Consider the following 14,921-nt stretch of genomic DNA (forward strand, 5'->3'; position numbering starts at 1 on the left):
CGCGAGGTCAATCCTTCATGGTGCTCTCACTGTTGAGGCAGCCGAGAGCGGAGGCAACAGTCAATGAACGGCCACTGCTCCTTGCTGAGCTTGGAGCAGACGCCAACCCGAGATCCTGCTTGACACGTTCCCCGTCAGAACCATCTAACAATCTCGTTCGTTTGATAGACACCAGCCCAGTGAGTGCGAGACGCGGGCAAAGAACCGTCGGATTCTGTCCAACAAACTATGTCCGGTCAACGTATGAGTTGACGGTCACCCAATCCGCGTCTCCCGAGTTCCCTGGATGGCTCCCCAGCCGTAACAGCTCCGTCGATCCCCTGTCACCGCACGCGTCATCACCCTCACTAGCGTCCGGAACGGGCTATCCGGCTCGGACAGAAATACAACGACGGGGAGACACCATGGCACCCACGGGCAAGGAAGCAGCAGAGCTCATCGAACGCGGGGTGGGCCGTCGCGGTCTCCTGGGAGCTGCGGCCGCCATGGGCGCGATTGCCACCCTCGGCGGCTCCACGAATCGGGCCTTCGCCGCCCCGAAGGCGACCACATCCACCGGCGGCGGCGATTTCTTCCGCGGCGTGCTGCAGCCGGGCCAGGGCCCCATCGCCGGCCAGCACTACCTGTCGTCGCGAACAGAGGACGTGCTGTGGGGGTACGTCCCGACCGTCCACGCGGCACCGGTGGCGACCATCGGCTCCGGCGAGACGATCACCATCGACGCCCTGTCGCACGAGGGGATCCTCGAGGACCAGGGCCGCGATCCTTTGGGCTGGTTCGGCGCCCACGGTGTGCCGCGGACCCGGGTCCTCGACGACGCCATCGACGTCGCCGCGAACTACCACCGCACCCAGCGGTCCTTCGACATCGACGGCCCGCACGTGGTGACCGGTCCGGTCGCGGTCACCGGCGCCGAACCGGGCGATGTGCTGAAGATCGAGACGCTGGACCTGCTCGCCCGGGTCCCGTACGGCGTGGTGTCGAGTCGCCACGGCAAGGGAGCCCTCGGGCGGACCGCCACGGGAGCTCCGGCGGGGATCACCCTCGACGAGGTGATGCCGCCCATCGCCACCGACGGCCGGGCCACGAAGGATCCCACCCGGTACGGCAACGTCTCGGTCTTCGCGTCGGTCAACGGCAACCACGGGATGATGAATGACGGGGCGCACACCTTGCAGTTCCCGCTCCGGCCGTTCTTCGGCATGATGGGCGTCGCGTTCAGCGAGGCCCAGGGCCTCACCGACCCGAGTGCCAACTCGATCCCCCCGACGCTCGGCGGGGGCAACATCGACATCCGCCAGCTCGGGGTCGGTTCGGCCTTCTACCTCCCGGTGAAGGCGCCCGGCGCACTGTTCTACGTCGGTGATCCGCACATGGCGATGGGTGACGGGGAGGTCGCCCTCACGGCGATGGAGGGATCGATCCGCGGGACCTTCCGGTTGACCGTGTGCAAGCCGGGCAGCGGTGACGCCCCGAGCGTGGCCTATCACTACCCCTTCGCGGAGACCGCCGAGCACTGGATCCCGATCGGCCTCTCCGATCCGGACGGCTCGAGCGGCGGCCAGATCAACGACCTGAACATCGGCATGCGAAGGGCAGTGGTCAATGCCCTCGACTTCCTCGAGCACGACAAGGGGTTGAGCCGGTCCGTGGCGTACGCCTACCTCTCGGCCGCGGCGGATTTCGTGGTGTCGCAGGTGGTCGACCGTACGGTCGGCGTGCATGGCCTGATCAGCAAGAGCGACCTGGTCGGCTGACCGTGCGGGATCCGGCGGAGCCCGGCCCACCAACCTCGTGGACCGAGGCCGGGGAACGTGGTCACGACGGCCGAGGATGGCCGAGGATGGCCGACGGTTCTCAGGGCCGCCGATGACTCTGAGCCTGGCCGACCTTGCAAGATCGGCCAGGCTGAGAATCGTCGCGCTGCCTGAGAATCGTCGCGCTGCCTGAGAACCTTCACGCCGTCCGAGAGAGACCGCACCGCCGGGATCCATCGGCCACCTCCGGGGCCACCGTCGTGTCACGGGCCCTACCCTGGAAGCTATGGGCGATGACATCGATGCTGATGATCCCCGCGAGGACACCTTCGCAGCGCACGAGCGGCTGGTGGACCACGGCAGCGAACTCGCCCGGGTGCTGATGACCTATCAGGCCGGCATCGACGAGATCATGACCAAGCTGACGATCCTGCGGCGCGAGTACGAGAACGCCTACGACTACAACCCCATCGAGCACCTGGCGGCCCGGCTCAAGTCCCCCACCAGCATCCTCGCCAAGGCTCGCCGGCGACACGTCGAGCCGACGATCGAGGGGGTACGCGGGGCGATCACCGACATCGCCGGGGTCCGGGTGATCACGTCATTCGAGAGCGACGTCTACCGCGTCCGCGACGTCCTCTGCCAGCAGGAGGACCTCACCGTGCTGCTGGTGAAGGACTACATCGCCGAGCCGAAGCCGAACGGCTACCGCAGCCTCCACGTCATCGTCGAGGTCCCCGTCTTCTTCACCGACCGGATCGCCCGGGTCCCGGTGGAGGTGCAGTTCCGCACCATCGCCATGGACTTCTGGGCCGCGCTGGAGCACAAGATCTACTACAAGTTCGACCGTACGGTGCCCGAGGCACTGCTCGACAGTCTCTACAGCACCGCGTTGACCTCGGCGAAGCTGGACGCCGACATGGAGGCACTGCACCGCCAGATCCGTGGCGCGGAACCCCAACTGCTCGACGGCGTTCATCCCCCGACGGACGGGGGGTCGGTGCCGTTCTGAGGGTCAGGCCGGATCCTCGAGGAACGCCCTCGCCTCTCGTACGGCCAGATCGATCTCCACGTCGCCCACTCCGAGCATCCGCAAGCAGGCCTTGGCGATGTCGCCCTCGTACTCGGTCCGGAAGCGATCCGCCGTTCGCAGGCCGATCACCGACTCGACGAGTTGCATCACCAGGGTTCCGCAGAGCGTACGGTCGACCAGCGGCACCACCGCCCCGGCGAAGTCGCCGTAGACAGTGATCAGCTCGTGCCTCTCGGCGCGGAACCCCGCGAACTGCGCCTTCTCCTGGACCTCCGGAAGGCCGTACAGGCTGGCGATGTTGTGCCGGGCACCCGCAAGCAGCCGGACGTCCGCGATCACCAGCGCACACAGCCTGACGGCCGGGTCATCGGGCGCGTCCGGATCCTCCCGGAGCCGGACGGCGAAGGCCAGGCTCGGCCGGATCGAAGAGGAGAGCAGCACCAACAGGACCTCGTCCTTGCTGGCGAAGTGGTAGTACACCGAGGCCTGCCGGATCCCGGCGCGCTCGGCGATCTGCCGGGTGGTGCAGGCGCCGAAGCCCTCTTCCACGAACAGCGCCGCCGCCGCGTCGAGGATCTGGTCGCGGGTGGAGAGACCGGACGCCTGGGTCGCCGGGTTGGCCCGCGGCCGACCCGGGCGCCGGGGATGATCCGTTGCCTGGGTCACGTCAGGCATTATGGCACCGGCGGGCCACAGGGCCGTCATCTCGCGGCCACCCAGGAACGCCAGCCTCCCCAGGCGGTGATGTCCTCGGCGTCGGCCACGGCCGCCGGTTCGCAGAGGAAGCCCGGGACCACGCGGCCGTCCTCCAGCTCGACCGAGCCGATCGTCATCGGCCGGGGCAAGCCGGCGACGAGGTGGCCCAGGCCCGCCACCGGCAGCCGCCACAGCTCTCCGACGACGGACGCACCCCCGGCGTCCCCCCGGACCCGGACCAGCCCCGGCTTGGCCGGGGTGGTCGCCAACGCGTACAGGCGATAGATCGGCCCCGTCCGCACCGGCCCGACCAGGACACCACCGCGAGCGGTGAGCTCATGGTTGAGCGGCATCCCGGACAGGTGCGCGCCGACCACGACGAGCTCGACGCCATCGCCGTCCCGAGAGATCTCCGCGACGATCCCGGCCAGCAGGTCGTCCGCCCCAGCCGGAGCCGTGAGCATGGCTCCGAAGGGCAGACCCGAGACGGTTCCGGCGGGGAAGGCGATCGACGCCATGTCGAGCAGGTTCGCGTAGTTGGTGAACCTGCCCATTGCCGCGTTGATCGCCACCGGATCCGCCCTCACGGCCTCGATCGTCGGGTGGCGGGTGGTGGTCGGCGTCAGCAGCGCGTCGACGTCGGCGAACGTCCGCTCCGCCGCCACCGCCAGGAACTCGAGCCGCGCCAGGTCGTCGAACAGGTCCGCGGCCGTCGGCTCGCCGGAGGCCAGCACGATCGCCGCGACCGTGGGATCGATCTCCTCCCCCACCAGGTCACGGTGCCGGGCGATGAACGGCCCCACCGCGGCGAACCGTTCCGCCACGAACGCCCCGTCGTACAGCAGGCCGGCGGCCTCCAGGAAGGGGTCCAGGTCGACCGGTACGACCTCGGCGCCGGCGGCCCGGCACCGCGTCACCAGGGCGTCGTACGCCTCGCGCCAGCCGGGCTCCAGCTCCCCCAATTGCTCGGGGAACGGCACCCCCAAGCGGACCTGGCGGGCCGGTCGCGCGGCAGGTCTCAGGGCTCGGTCCCGGATCCTGCGGGCCGCGATCTCCTGGTCATCACCGGTGATGGCCCGGACGGCCGTCCGGGCGGCGTCCAGTGATCGGGCGAAGACCGTGACGCAGTCCAGACTGCGGCAGGCCGGGACGACACCGGCGGTGGAGACCAGCCCCCGCGTGGGCTTGATGCCGACGATGCCGTTCAACGCCGCTGGCACCCGCCCCGAGCCGGCCGTGTCGGTGCCCAGGGCGAGGTCGACGAGACCGAGTGCGACGGCGACTGCCGAGCCGGAGCTCGACCCGCCGGAGACCCGCGATGGGTCCCAGGCGTTGCGCACCGCGCCGTACGGGCTGCGGGTGCCGACCAGCCCGGTGGCGAACTGGTCGAGGTTGGTCTTCCCGATCAGCACCGCGCCCGCCGCCCGGAGCCGCGCGACGGCCTCCGCGTCCTCCGCCGGATCGTACGCGTACGCGGGGCAGCCGGCCGTCGTCGGCAGGCCCGCCACGTCGATGTTGTCCTTCACCGCCACGACCGACCCGGCGAGCGGCAACTCCTCCCCGGCGGCCACCCGCGCGTCGACGGCTGCCGCCTGGGCGAGCAGCGTGTCGGGATCGGCGAGGGAGATCCAGATCTCCGGCCGCCCCGACGAGGCGATGGCGTCCAGAGCGGCGGCAGCCCGCTCCACGGCCGTCATCGCCCGGCCCCTGCCGCAACCGTCAGCCCTGCGGACCGGCCGGCCGGGTCCGCTGGGGCGTCGGGCGCCTCCGACGAGGCTGGCGCGTCCGAGCCGCCCACAGGACCATGCGGCCCCACGACCGCCAGCACCTGGCCGGCCGACACCTGGTTGCCCGCCGTGACGTGGAGCGCCGTGACGATCCCGTCGCCTGGGGCGGTGACGCGGGTCTCCATCTTCATCGCCTCCAGGGACACGAGCCGGTCACCCTTGCGGACACGATCGCCGACAGCCACGTCGACGTTCAGCACGTTGGAGACGAACGGCGCCTCGACCCCGACGTGCCCCGCGGGCACCTCGATCGTCGCGACGGCTTCCACGTGGGGGTGCTGGAGCTGGACGTCGAATTCCCCCGAAGCGTGCCAGCGCTCCTTCTCCTCGGCGAACGCCCGCTCCTGGGTGCTGCGGAAACGGTCGATCGACGCGGAGTTCTCCGCAAGGAAGCGGGTGTAGTCCCCGTAGTCGAAGACGCCGTCGGTCACCTCGGCATGGGAGGCCCGACCGGCCTCGACGTCGGCGCGCATCGAGAGGAGTTCGTCGGCCTCGACCGGGTACCACTGGATCCGGTCGAAGAACCGCAGTGACCACGGGTGCTCGGCGAACATGCCGGCACGACGGAAGCGGTTCCACACCTGGGTGGTCCGGCCGACGAACTGATAGCCGCCGGGCCCTTCCATCCCGTAGATGCAGAGGTAGGCACCGCCGATGCCGACCGAGTTCTCCGCGGTCCAGGTCCTGGCCGGGTTGTACTTGGTGGTGACGAGACGGTGGCGGGGATCCAGCGGCGTGGCGACCGGGGCGCCCAGGTAGACATCGCCCAGCCCGAGGACCAGGTAGCTGGCGTCGAACACGATCCGCTTGACGTCCTCGACGCTGTCCAGACCGTTGATCCGGCGGATGAACTCGATGTTCCACGGCGTCCAGGGTGCGTCGCTGCGGACGCTGTGCATGTAGCGCTCGATCGCCACCCGGGTCGCCGGGTCGTCCCAGGACAGCGGTAGCCGGACGACGCGGGACGGCACGGTGAGCTCGCGGGTGTCCGGGAGGGCATCGTCCAACTCCCGGAGCAGCCCCATCAGCGTGCTGGCCCGTCGGCGGGTGGGATCGGTGTGCACCTGGAGGGAGCGGATGCCCGGGGTGGCGTCGATGACGCCGGCCGGGGCCTCCGCGCGGAGGGCGTCGAGCAGGGCCTGGACCCGCATCCGCAGGCCGATGTCGAGGACCTGCTCGCCGTACTCGACGATGATGTTGTCGTCGCCGTCACGGCGGAAGGTGAGGGCCGGTCGGTCCTCGCGTGCGTCGATCCGGGCCAGCACCCCGTCGTCGCCGTCGCCGACTCCGGTCAGCCGGGCGGCCGAGGCCCTGGCCCGTAGACCGGCGGCCTCCTCGTCCCGCACCGGGACGAAGCGGACGGTGTCACCCGGACGCAACTGCCCCAGCTTCCACCGCTCGCCGGAGGCCACGACGGCGGGGCAGACGAACCCGCCGAGGCTCGGCCCGTCCGGGCCCAGGATGATCGGGGTGTCGCCGGTGAAGTCCAGAGCGCCCACCGAGTAGGGGGTGTCGTGGATGTTGCTGGGGTGCAGGCCGGCCTCCCCGCCGTCCTCCCGGGCCCAGGTGGGACGGGGACCGAGCAGACGGACGCCGGTGCGATCGGAGTTGAAGTGCACCTCATAGTGGGCGGCGTACAGGTCGTCGATGTCGGCACGGGTGAAGAACTCCGGGGCCGCATGCGGTCCCTCGGTGACGCCGATCCGCCAGTCCCGGGTGAGCCGGGGTCGCCGCGCCAGTGGCACCGGGCCTGCGACCGGGGCGAGGCCCTCCGGTTCGGCGGCGCGTAACACGTCGCCGGCCTGCAGCGCTCGCCCGGCATGCCCGCCGAAGCGGCCCAGGGTGAACGTCGAGGCGCTGCCGAGATAGCGCGGCACGTCGAGGCCGCCACGGACGGCCACGTACGTCCGCTGCCCCGGGCCCACGATCGACCCGATCTCGACGGCTTCACCGGCGGGCACCTCGAACGGCGTCCACCACGGGATCGACTCCCCGGCCATGGTCGCCTGAGCCGGCGCGCCCCCAGACAGATCCAGGTGGGATGCGAGAAGCGCAGGGTGGGGCCGGTGGCCGTGCACTCCAGCCCGGGGGCACCCTCGGGGTTGCCGAGCGCGCGGTTGGCCTCCCGCAGGGAGACATCGTCCATCGGGCCACTCGGCGGCACACCGATGTCCCAGTGGCCGAGGCGGCCGGGCAGATCCTGCACCGTCGTCATCAGGCCGGGCTGCTCCACGTCGATCCGCGGCTCCGGGTCGCGCACCCCGTCCAGGGTGTGCGTGTGGTGGGTGACACCGGCGACGTCATCGCGGCGGAGGACCGTACGCAACAGCCCGAGATTGGTCTGCACGCCGTCGATCCGCACCTCGTCGAGCGCCGCGGCCAGGCCGGCCAGGGCAGCCGCGCGATCCGCGCCGTGCCGGATGACCTTGGCGACCATCGGGTCGTAGTGGGTGCTGACCTCGCTGCCGGTCTCGATCCACGCGTCGACGCGGACGTCCGAGGCGGGCCATTCGACCCGGGTGACCAGGCCGGCGCTGGGCCGGCCGCCGTGGTTCGGGTCCTCGGCGTAGATCCGCGCCTCGACGGCATGGCCGGTCGGTCGCAGGTCGGCCGTCATGAGGTCCGTCACGCCGGCGGGACCCTGGCCGGCCAACCGCAGCATCTGCTCGACGAGGTCGACCCCGAAGACCTCCTCGGTGACGGGGTGCTCCACCTGGAGCCGCGTGTTGACCTCGAGGAAGGACGCCTCCTCCCGGAGCGGGTCGTAGACGAACTCGACGGTGCCGGCGCTGCGGTAGGCCACCGAGGCGGCGAGGCGACGGGCGGAATCGTGCAGTGCCGCCCGGACGTGGTCGGGCAGGCCGGGGGCCGGCGCCTCCTCGACGACCTTCTGGTTGCGACGCTGCAGGGAGCAGTCCCGGTCGCCGAGGATGACCACCCCGCCGGCGCCGTCACCGAAGACCTGCACCTCGACGTGCCGGGCGGGGCTGACCAGTCGTTCGAGGAAGATTCCGGCGCTGCCGAAGCTGGCGGCGGCAAGGCGGCCGACACGGTCGTACGCGTCGGCGACCTCGGCAGGTCCGGAGCAGGTGAGCATGCCGATACCACCTCCGCCTCCGGTGGCCTTGACCATCACCGGGTAGCCGATGCGCTCGGCTGCGTCGACGGCCTCCTGGGCCGAACCGAGCAGGCCGGTGCCGGGCATCAGGCAGACTCCGGCCGCCTCGGCCAGTGACCGGGCGGTGTGTTTGAGGCCGAACTGCTGCAACTGCTCCGGAGTCGGGCCAACGAAGGCGATCCCGGCCGCCTCGACACGCCGGGCGAAGTCGGCGTTCTCCGACAGGAAGCCGTAGCCCGGGTGGATGGCACCGGCACCGGTCGACCTGGCCGCCGCGAGCACCGCGTCGACGTCGAGGTAGGAGGCCCGCGCACTGGCCGGGCCGAGCAGCACCGCCTCGTCGGCCTCGCGGACGTGCGGGGCCGACGAGTCGGCCTCGGAGTAGACCGCGACGGTCCGCAGGCCCAGGTCGCGAGCCGTCCGGATGATCCGCCGGGCGATCTCACCGCGATTGGCGACGAGGACGGTGTCGAAGGCCCAATCCGGGCCGGTGATCGCGGGCGTACGCGTGGTGCTCATCGGTGCTCCTCGGGGTCCGTGACGATCATCCGCAGTGGGGTCGGATTGAACTCGTTGCAGGGGTTGTTCATCTGCGGGCAGTTGGAGACCAGCACCAGGAGGTCCTTTTCCGCCCGGAAGGCGACCCGGCGGCCCGGCCCGGAGATGCCGTCGACGATGCCGAGGGCGCCGTCCGCCTCGACCGGCACGTTCATGAACCAGTTGAGGTTCGAGACCATGTCCCGGGCGCCCAGGTCGTAGCGCGACCCCTCGGCGAGGAAGTTGTCACGGCAGGCGTGCTCGGTCAGCGTGTGGTGCCCGTAACGCAGGGTGTTCGACTCCTTGCTACAGGCACCGCCGATCGTGTCCTGGCGGTCCACCTCGTTGGCCACGACGGTGGCCAAGGGCTCACCGAGGGTGGAGCGGAGCACTGTCCCGGTCCGTACGTAGGCATTGCCCTGCCAGGCGAGGGTGTCCGGGACGCTGTAGCGCTCGTCGGTGTCGTCGGCGTTGAACAGCAGGCAGTCCCCGATTGGTTGCCGCCGACGTCCACGATGGTCAGGACCTGACCGGCGGCCAGGCGCACGGACCACGGCGCCCGGGCGGGGACGACCTCGTCCCGTACGATCGCGCCGTCGGTCAGGGGGCCGGCGAGGTCGAGGACCGTCCCTTCGGCGTACCGCGAGGCGTCCAGCACCTCACCGAGCGGGAGAGGGCAGGTGGGCGTACGGCCCATGGCGTCCACGATGGTGGCAGTGGTCATGTCACAGTCCTCGCGCGGTCAGGTAGTCGGCGGTGTTCAGGTAGGCCCGGTGGATCTCGGGCGAGGTGTCCCGGAGGGGGTCACCCGCGGCGGTGGGGGCGCCGCGCCAGGCGTGCACCCGGAGCATCCCGTTGGTGTAGTCCGGGCGCGGGTCCAGCGGGTGCGGGGAGGTGGCGACGAGCACGATGAGGGGCATCTCCGCCACGAGTTCGACGCTGCGGCCGGCGCCCGCCGACCCGGTGAAGGTCAGCGTCCCGTCCTCCTCGACGCGTACGCCCTGGAAGAAGGAGACGCTCGGCGGCAGGTCCCGAGGCGTCAGGCCATGCTTCGCGGCTGCCAGGGTGAACAGGGACCGCCCGGAGGGCGACGCGCTCTCCGGGGCGCAGGCGCCGTACTTGGCGATGGCTGCCGCATCCGACAACGAGCCGCAGAAGCCGTCGTGGTGACCGGAGTCGTCGGCCACCAGGGTCGCCAGCACCCGCCCGTCCCCGGAGAGCAGCGGATGTCCAGCTCCGAGGTAGGCCTGCCAGGGAATCTTCATCGTGTCCGCGACGTTCAGCCGCTCCCAGGGCTCCAGCGCGTTGAACAACAGGAGGTGCGCGCAGGCGGTGCCCTCGACATCCTCGAGCCGTACGTGCGTCCCCGCCGCCACGACCTTGTGGGTGTAGTTGCCCCCCGCGACCGTCTCGGCCCAGACCAGACCCTCCGGGTCGACCCCGGCCGGGACGTACGGCGAGGAGGCGGCCGGCAGATACGGCATGGCCTCGGCGCGCCGCCCGGTCCGGCCGCGTGCGTCGTCACGCGCTGCCAGGACGGTATCGGTGCGGTGTTCCTCCTGGGGGCTGAGTGCCTGAGGGCCAGGCTGGTCGTGGGTCACTGCGGTCATGGGGATCCCCTCTAGGGTGGGTCGGGACGTACGTGTGGGGATGGACGGATGAGGTGGCGGGTCAGGCGAGGTCGGCGACGGGCTCGGCGACCTCGACCTGTCCACGGGCGTGGACGGCGGCCAGCGGGATGCGGGTGGCGTGCGGGTGGAGGCGCCGGTGGACGAGCACGCCGACGACCAGGCAGAGGCCGATGAACAGCACCGCGCTCCACTGCAGCCACCAGGTGCCGCCGGTGAGGTCGTAGACGGCGGCCCGCGGCCAGGCGAGGTTGACCACCGCGACGACCTGGTAGGCGACGGCGAGGACGTTGACCGGGATGCCCCAGCGGCCCAGGGAGAACAGCGGCCGTCCGGTCTCGTCGAGTTCCTCCACGGTGCCGAGCCCGAGCCGGGCCTCACGGACACGGGCGATGAGCAGGGGGACGGTCACACCCAGGTAGGCCAGGTAGATCATCGCGATGCAGAGGCTGGCCAGGGCGGTGAAGATGGCGGTCTGGTGCAGGTTGACCGCCAGGGCGAGCGCGGCCAGCACACCGACGACGATCGAGGAGACGATCGGGGTGCCCGTCCGGGGGGAGACCATGGACAGCGCGCGGTGGAAGGGCAGGGCCTTCTGCCGGGCCATCGAGAACATCATCCGAGAACCGGAGGTCTGCACCGCCAGGGTGCAGGAGAAGACCGCGATGGCCACGTCGGCAAGCAGGATGCGCCCACCGACAGGCCCGAGCACCTCGTTGAGGACCCAGGGCAGACCACCGGTGGCGAGGTTGCCGTCGGTGAGGCTGGGGGCCGCGAAGAGGGCGCCCATGATGAGCAGCCCGCCGCCGATCCCGGAGACCCACAGGGCCCGCAAGATCGTCCGAGGTGTGGTGCGCCGCGGCGTCGTCGTCTCCTCGGACAGCTCGCCCGCAGAGTCGAAGCCGACCATGACGTACGCCGCCATCAGGCCGGACGCGAGCCAGGCGGAGAGCACGGACGACCCGGGTGCGAGGTTGGCCCCGGTGGCGGTGAACAGGATCGCGGGGCCCCGGTGGGCGTGGAACAGCAGCGCCGCGACGATCGCGACGACCCCGACGATCTCGAGCACTGTGCCGGTGGAGTTCACCAGCGCCATCACGCGGACGCCGACGACGTTGATGACGGTCGTCACGACGAGGAGGCACACCCCGAGCACAACGGCGTTCGCCGCCCCGGTGGCGGAGGTGGGGGCCGCGTCGGCGCCCGGGCCGCCGACGAGTTGGAAGCCGGACCAGATGGCCGGTAGGACCGCCTGCAGGGCGATCGCCGCGGTGGCGACCGTGAGGATCTGGCCGATGATCATCAGCCAGCCGGTGAACCAGCCGAGGGTCTGGCCGCCCAGCCGGGAGGACCACTGGAAGATCGCCCCGGAGATCGGGAACCGCGCGGCGAGGGTGGAGAAGTTGAGTGCGACGAGGTACTGGCCGAGAAAGACGAGCGGCCAGGTCCAGAAGAACGCTGCGCCGCCGAAGCCGAACCCCAAGGCGAAGAGCTGGAAGACGGTGGTGAGGATGGAGACGAAGGAGAATCCCGCCGCGAAGGACGAGAAGCTTCCGACACTGCGGTGGAGTTCCTGCCGGTACCCGAACCGGGCGAGGTCCTCGGGTTCGGCCTGTGCGGGCACGAAGCCCGCGGTGGTGGTGGCCATGGCTGCCCCTCTTGCTCATTATCTGTCGAGCGACAGATACCTGGGACCCATCGTTGTGGCCCGGGAGGCGGCGGTGGTTTCGCCGGGGTGACAGCTCTGTAACCGGTGGGGCGCGCGGATGACGATCACGTGTCCGAGCGACTCGACCGGCGCGGGTGCCAGGAGGGGTCCAGGTGTGCAAGAGGGGCTTGGCGCTGGCTCCATCAAGGGGCGACAATTCAGACAAAGGACAGGGCGGGGGGCCCACCCACTAAGAACGGGGCGGATTTCTGGCGCCACCCCGATGACCGAGGGTTGGTGCGACAGTGATCAAGCACACCGCAGTGGGAGTGGCCGCCCTGGCCGCCTCGCTCCTCCTCGCCGTTCCACCCCAGGCCGCCTCGGCCGCGGAGGCGGCCCAGACGTATTCCACCCATGCCTACATCACCCAGTACGGATGGCCGGACAACAGCGGCGAAACCGAGGAGGTGCACGGCGGCAACCTGATCGCCTACCCGGTGATCCACTCGTCCGCCGGGGGGCGCGGTACTTACTCGAATCCGCGGACATTCGCCAGTGATGAAAGGGAGTTCCCGGTCGGGACGAGGATCTACGTCCCCGCTTTCCACCTGTACTACATCATGGAAGACCAATGCGTGGAATGTGAAAGCGATTGGTCCGGCGGAAAGCGCCACATCGATCTCTGGATCGGCGGGAACGGCACCGATGACGACGCCGTCCTGGCGTGTGAGGACAAGTGGACCCGCGACAGCGGTCGCATCCTCGTGAACCCACCCGCCGGTCTGCCCGTCGGTCCCCCGCTGTACGCCCGGTGGCGCGGTGGGTGTCTGTGACGACCGCGGCGCGGCGCGGAATGCCGCGACGCTGAACTGATATCGGGATCTGTAGCGACGAAGGTGCAGGCCAGGTCATGACGATGGCGGTGAGGCCCGGCGTCTGGCGGCAGGACGTTTTGACGCGCGTCGGCCGGATGACGACGGAGATCGAGTCCCGGCAGGACAGCGCGGCGCCGGAGGACGCGCTGCTGCTGAACCGGGCCAGGAACTACCTGGCGACTGCCGCCGGGTTGGCCGAGGACGGCCTGAATCCCCTGGAGTGGTGGACCGGGAGCCAGATCGAGGCGGCCTGGTCGCAGCTGCGCCTGGCCGAGGAGAACCTCGTCCGCGCCTCCTCGCACGACGCCGGCGTGCTCCGCGCCGACGCCCTGACCGAACTCGCCCACGCCGTGTCCGTCGGCGTCGCGGCCACCGACCCGCGGCTGGCGGCCCTGCGGGAAGCCCTCGCCGCCCCGGCCCCCGACCTGACCCAGCTGCGCGAACTCACCGTCCGGGTCACGGTGGCCGCGCACCTTCTCAGTGACCAGATGCACCAGGCCCAACGCGGGTTCCGCAACCAGCTGCGCGGGATCACGATCCTGCTCATCGTGCTCGCGGTCGTCACCGTGGCCGGCGTCTCGGCCGTTCCCGGTGCCGAGGCACTCATCCCCCGCCCGGACGGCCTCGCGATGCTGCCGGCCCTCCTGCTGGCCTTCGGGATGGGCGGCATCGGCGCCCTGTTCAGCGCGGTCCCGTCGTTGTCCCAGATGCCCCAGCAGATCTCCCCGTTCAACACGGCCCGGGAACAGGCCACGTTGAAGGTGATCACCGGCGCCTGGTCGGCGGTCGTCGGGCTCGTGGTGGTCGCCGCGGGGATCAGCGGCGGCATCACCGGCGACCCGATGACGGTGCCGGGTTTCGCGATCGTGTCGGCGCTCTTCGGAGCGCAGCAGGAGGCCCTGACGCGGTTCGCCGACCACAAGGCGGCCACGATGACCCCCGGAGCCTGAGCCCGAGGAGCCTGAGCCCCGGGAGCCTCAGCCCCCGGAAAAGCCGTACGGCGCCCCCGTCACGGGGCGAGGCGTGGCCTCTCGGAGGCGCCGTACGACGTCCTGTTCCCCTCAGTGAAGGCCGCTGGCCTCCGCGGCGCTCACGACGCGCCCTCGGCGTGCTGGCCGTAGACGTTCTGGTAGCGGTACCAGAGCTTGTCGATCATGTCCTGCGGGAGGGGCGCGACCGGGCCCTTCAGCTGGGCGATGCTGACGGTGCGCGCGACCTCCTCGCACATCACCGCCGCCTTGACCGCGTCGCGGCCGTCGGCACCGATGGTGAAGGGCCCGTGCTGGGCCATCAGAACGGCCCGTGAGCGCTGGCCCTCGAGCGTTTCGACGATCCCGCGCCCGATCGAGTCGTCGCCGATGATCGCCAGGGGCCCGACCGGGATCGGGCCACCGAACTCGTCCGCCACCATGGTGAGAACGCACGGGATCTCCTGACCCCGGGCCGCGAAGGCGGTGGCGTACGTGGAATGGGTGTGCACGACCCCACCGACGGCCGGCATGTGCCGGTAGACGTACGCATGGGCGGCGGTGTCGGAGGAGGGGTTCAGCCCGGTCGAGGTCCAATCCTCGACCTTGGTCCCGTCCATCCTGCAGACCACCATCCGCTCCGGCGCCAGGGCGTCGTACGTCACTCCGGACGGTTTGATCACGAAGAGATCCGCACCCGGCACCCGTTCCGAGACGTTGCCGGCGGTCCAGGACACCAGGCCCCAGCGGGGCAGTTCGGCGTGCAGGGCGGCCACCCGCTCACGGGTCTCCGCCACGGCCTGCCGGACGTCGTCCGGCAGTGAGTCGAGTTCAGTCATCTGCGCCATCCCAATGTCGAGGGGTCGGAATCGTG

At 70.6% G+C, this 14,921-nt stretch carries 11 protein-coding genes and 1 pseudogene; 4 read left to right on the top strand and 8 right to left on the bottom strand.

Annotated features, from left to right (window positions below):
- Positions 1-404: 404 nt before the first annotated feature.
- Both Rai3103_RS05025 and Rai3103_RS05030 read left to right on the top strand, forming a co-directional pair.
- The gene (locus Rai3103_RS05025) at positions 405-1,757 is read left to right on the top strand and encodes an acetamidase/formamidase family protein (protein ID WP_153571658.1); all 1,353 of its coding nucleotides are present in this window, start codon (positions 405-407) and stop codon (positions 1,755-1,757) included.
- Positions 1,758-2,043: 286 nt separating this feature from the next.
- Positions 2,044-2,769 carry a GTP pyrophosphokinase gene (locus Rai3103_RS05030; protein WP_153571659.1) on the top strand — a complete coding sequence of 242 codons (726 nt, stop codon included), beginning with the start codon at positions 2,044-2,046 and terminating at the stop codon, positions 2,767-2,769.
- Between the two features lie 3 nt (positions 2,770-2,772).
- On the opposite strand, the gene Rai3103_RS05035 is transcribed toward Rai3103_RS05030, so the two are convergent.
- The 7 genes and pseudogenes from Rai3103_RS05035 to Rai3103_RS05060 form a co-directional block, all read right to left on the bottom strand.
- On the bottom strand, positions 2,773-3,456 hold the full coding sequence (locus tag Rai3103_RS05035; RefSeq protein ID WP_228489183.1) for a TetR/AcrR family transcriptional regulator: 684 nt from the start codon (positions 3,454-3,456) through the stop codon (positions 2,773-2,775).
- Between the two features lie 35 nt (positions 3,457-3,491).
- Positions 3,492-5,183, bottom strand: a complete 1,692-nt coding sequence (gene atzF, locus Rai3103_RS05040) for an allophanate hydrolase (RefSeq protein ID WP_153571661.1) — start codon at positions 5,181-5,183, stop codon at positions 3,492-3,494.
- Entirely contained in the window at positions 5,180-5,899 is a 720-nt protein-coding gene (locus Rai3103_RS17530) for a biotin/lipoyl-containing protein (protein ID WP_338420092.1), read from the bottom strand. Before Rai3103_RS17530 ends, atzF begins: the two co-directional genes overlap by 4 nt.
- Positions 5,897-8,910, bottom strand: a pseudogene (gene uca, locus Rai3103_RS05045) (urea carboxylase); the annotation flags it as partial. The gene Rai3103_RS17530 and the pseudogene uca, both read right to left, overlap by 3 nt.
- Positions 8,907-9,482: a DUF1989 domain-containing protein gene (locus tag Rai3103_RS05050; RefSeq protein ID WP_239022391.1), complete on the bottom strand. Its 576-nt coding sequence runs from the start codon at positions 9,480-9,482 to the stop codon at positions 8,907-8,909. The pseudogene uca and the gene Rai3103_RS05050, both read right to left, overlap by 4 nt.
- A 171-nt stretch (positions 9,483-9,653) precedes the next feature.
- Positions 9,654-10,538, bottom strand: coding sequence for an urea amidolyase associated protein UAAP1 (locus Rai3103_RS05055; RefSeq protein WP_153571662.1), 885 nt, complete (start codon positions 10,536-10,538; stop codon positions 9,654-9,656).
- A 61-nt stretch (positions 10,539-10,599) separates the two neighbouring features.
- Positions 10,600-12,204: an APC family permease gene (locus Rai3103_RS05060; RefSeq protein WP_153571663.1), complete on the bottom strand. Its 1,605-nt coding sequence runs from the start codon at positions 12,202-12,204 to the stop codon at positions 10,600-10,602.
- Between the two features lie 305 nt (positions 12,205-12,509).
- Between Rai3103_RS05060 and Rai3103_RS05065 the strand changes: the two genes are divergently transcribed.
- Both Rai3103_RS05065 and Rai3103_RS05070 read left to right on the top strand, forming a co-directional pair.
- Complete coding sequence (locus Rai3103_RS05065; RefSeq protein WP_153571664.1) at positions 12,510-13,037, top strand: hypothetical protein; 528 nt, start codon at positions 12,510-12,512, stop codon at positions 13,035-13,037.
- Between the two features lie 137 nt (positions 13,038-13,174).
- Entirely contained in the window at positions 13,175-14,029 is an 855-nt protein-coding gene (locus Rai3103_RS05070) for a hypothetical protein (RefSeq protein ID WP_153571665.1), read from the top strand.
- 140 nt (positions 14,030-14,169) lie between these two features.
- Here the strand turns inward: Rai3103_RS05070 and Rai3103_RS05075 are convergent, their stop codons facing one another.
- Positions 14,170-14,886: an L-ribulose-5-phosphate 4-epimerase gene (locus Rai3103_RS05075; RefSeq protein ID WP_153571666.1), complete on the bottom strand. Its 717-nt coding sequence runs from the start codon at positions 14,884-14,886 to the stop codon at positions 14,170-14,172.
- Between the last annotated feature and the right edge of the window lie 35 nt (positions 14,887-14,921).

It is taken from the genome of Raineyella fluvialis (assembly GCF_009646095.1).
In the GTDB taxonomy this organism is placed as follows: domain Bacteria; phylum Actinomycetota; class Actinomycetes; order Propionibacteriales; family Propionibacteriaceae; genus Raineyella; species Raineyella fluvialis.

Excerpts from the sequence above, each read along its gene's own strand:
- Rai3103_RS05025 (WP_153571658.1), top strand. The coding sequence starts at position 405 with ATGGCACCCACGGGCAAGGAAGCAGCAGAGCTCATCGAACGCGGGGTG.
- Rai3103_RS05030 (WP_153571659.1), top strand. The coding sequence starts at position 2,044 with ATGGGCGATGACATCGATGCTGATGATCCCCGCGAGGACACCTTCGCA.
- atzF (WP_153571661.1), bottom strand. The coding sequence starts at position 5,183 with ATGACGGCCGTGGAGCGGGCTGCCGCCGCTCTGGACGCCATCGCCTCG.
- Rai3103_RS17530 (WP_338420092.1), bottom strand. The coding sequence starts at position 5,899 with ATGGAAGGGCCCGGCGGCTATCAGTTCGTCGGCCGGACCACCCAGGTG.
- Rai3103_RS05055 (WP_153571662.1), bottom strand. The coding sequence starts at position 10,538 with ATGACCGCAGTGACCCACGACCAGCCTGGCCCTCAGGCACTCAGCCCC.
- Rai3103_RS05060 (WP_153571663.1), bottom strand. The coding sequence starts at position 12,204 with ATGGCCACCACCACCGCGGGCTTCGTGCCCGCACAGGCCGAACCCGAG.
- Rai3103_RS05070 (WP_153571665.1), top strand. The coding sequence starts at position 13,175 with ATGACGACGGAGATCGAGTCCCGGCAGGACAGCGCGGCGCCGGAGGAC.
- Rai3103_RS05075 (WP_153571666.1), bottom strand. The coding sequence starts at position 14,886 with ATGACTGAACTCGACTCACTGCCGGACGACGTCCGGCAGGCCGTGGCG.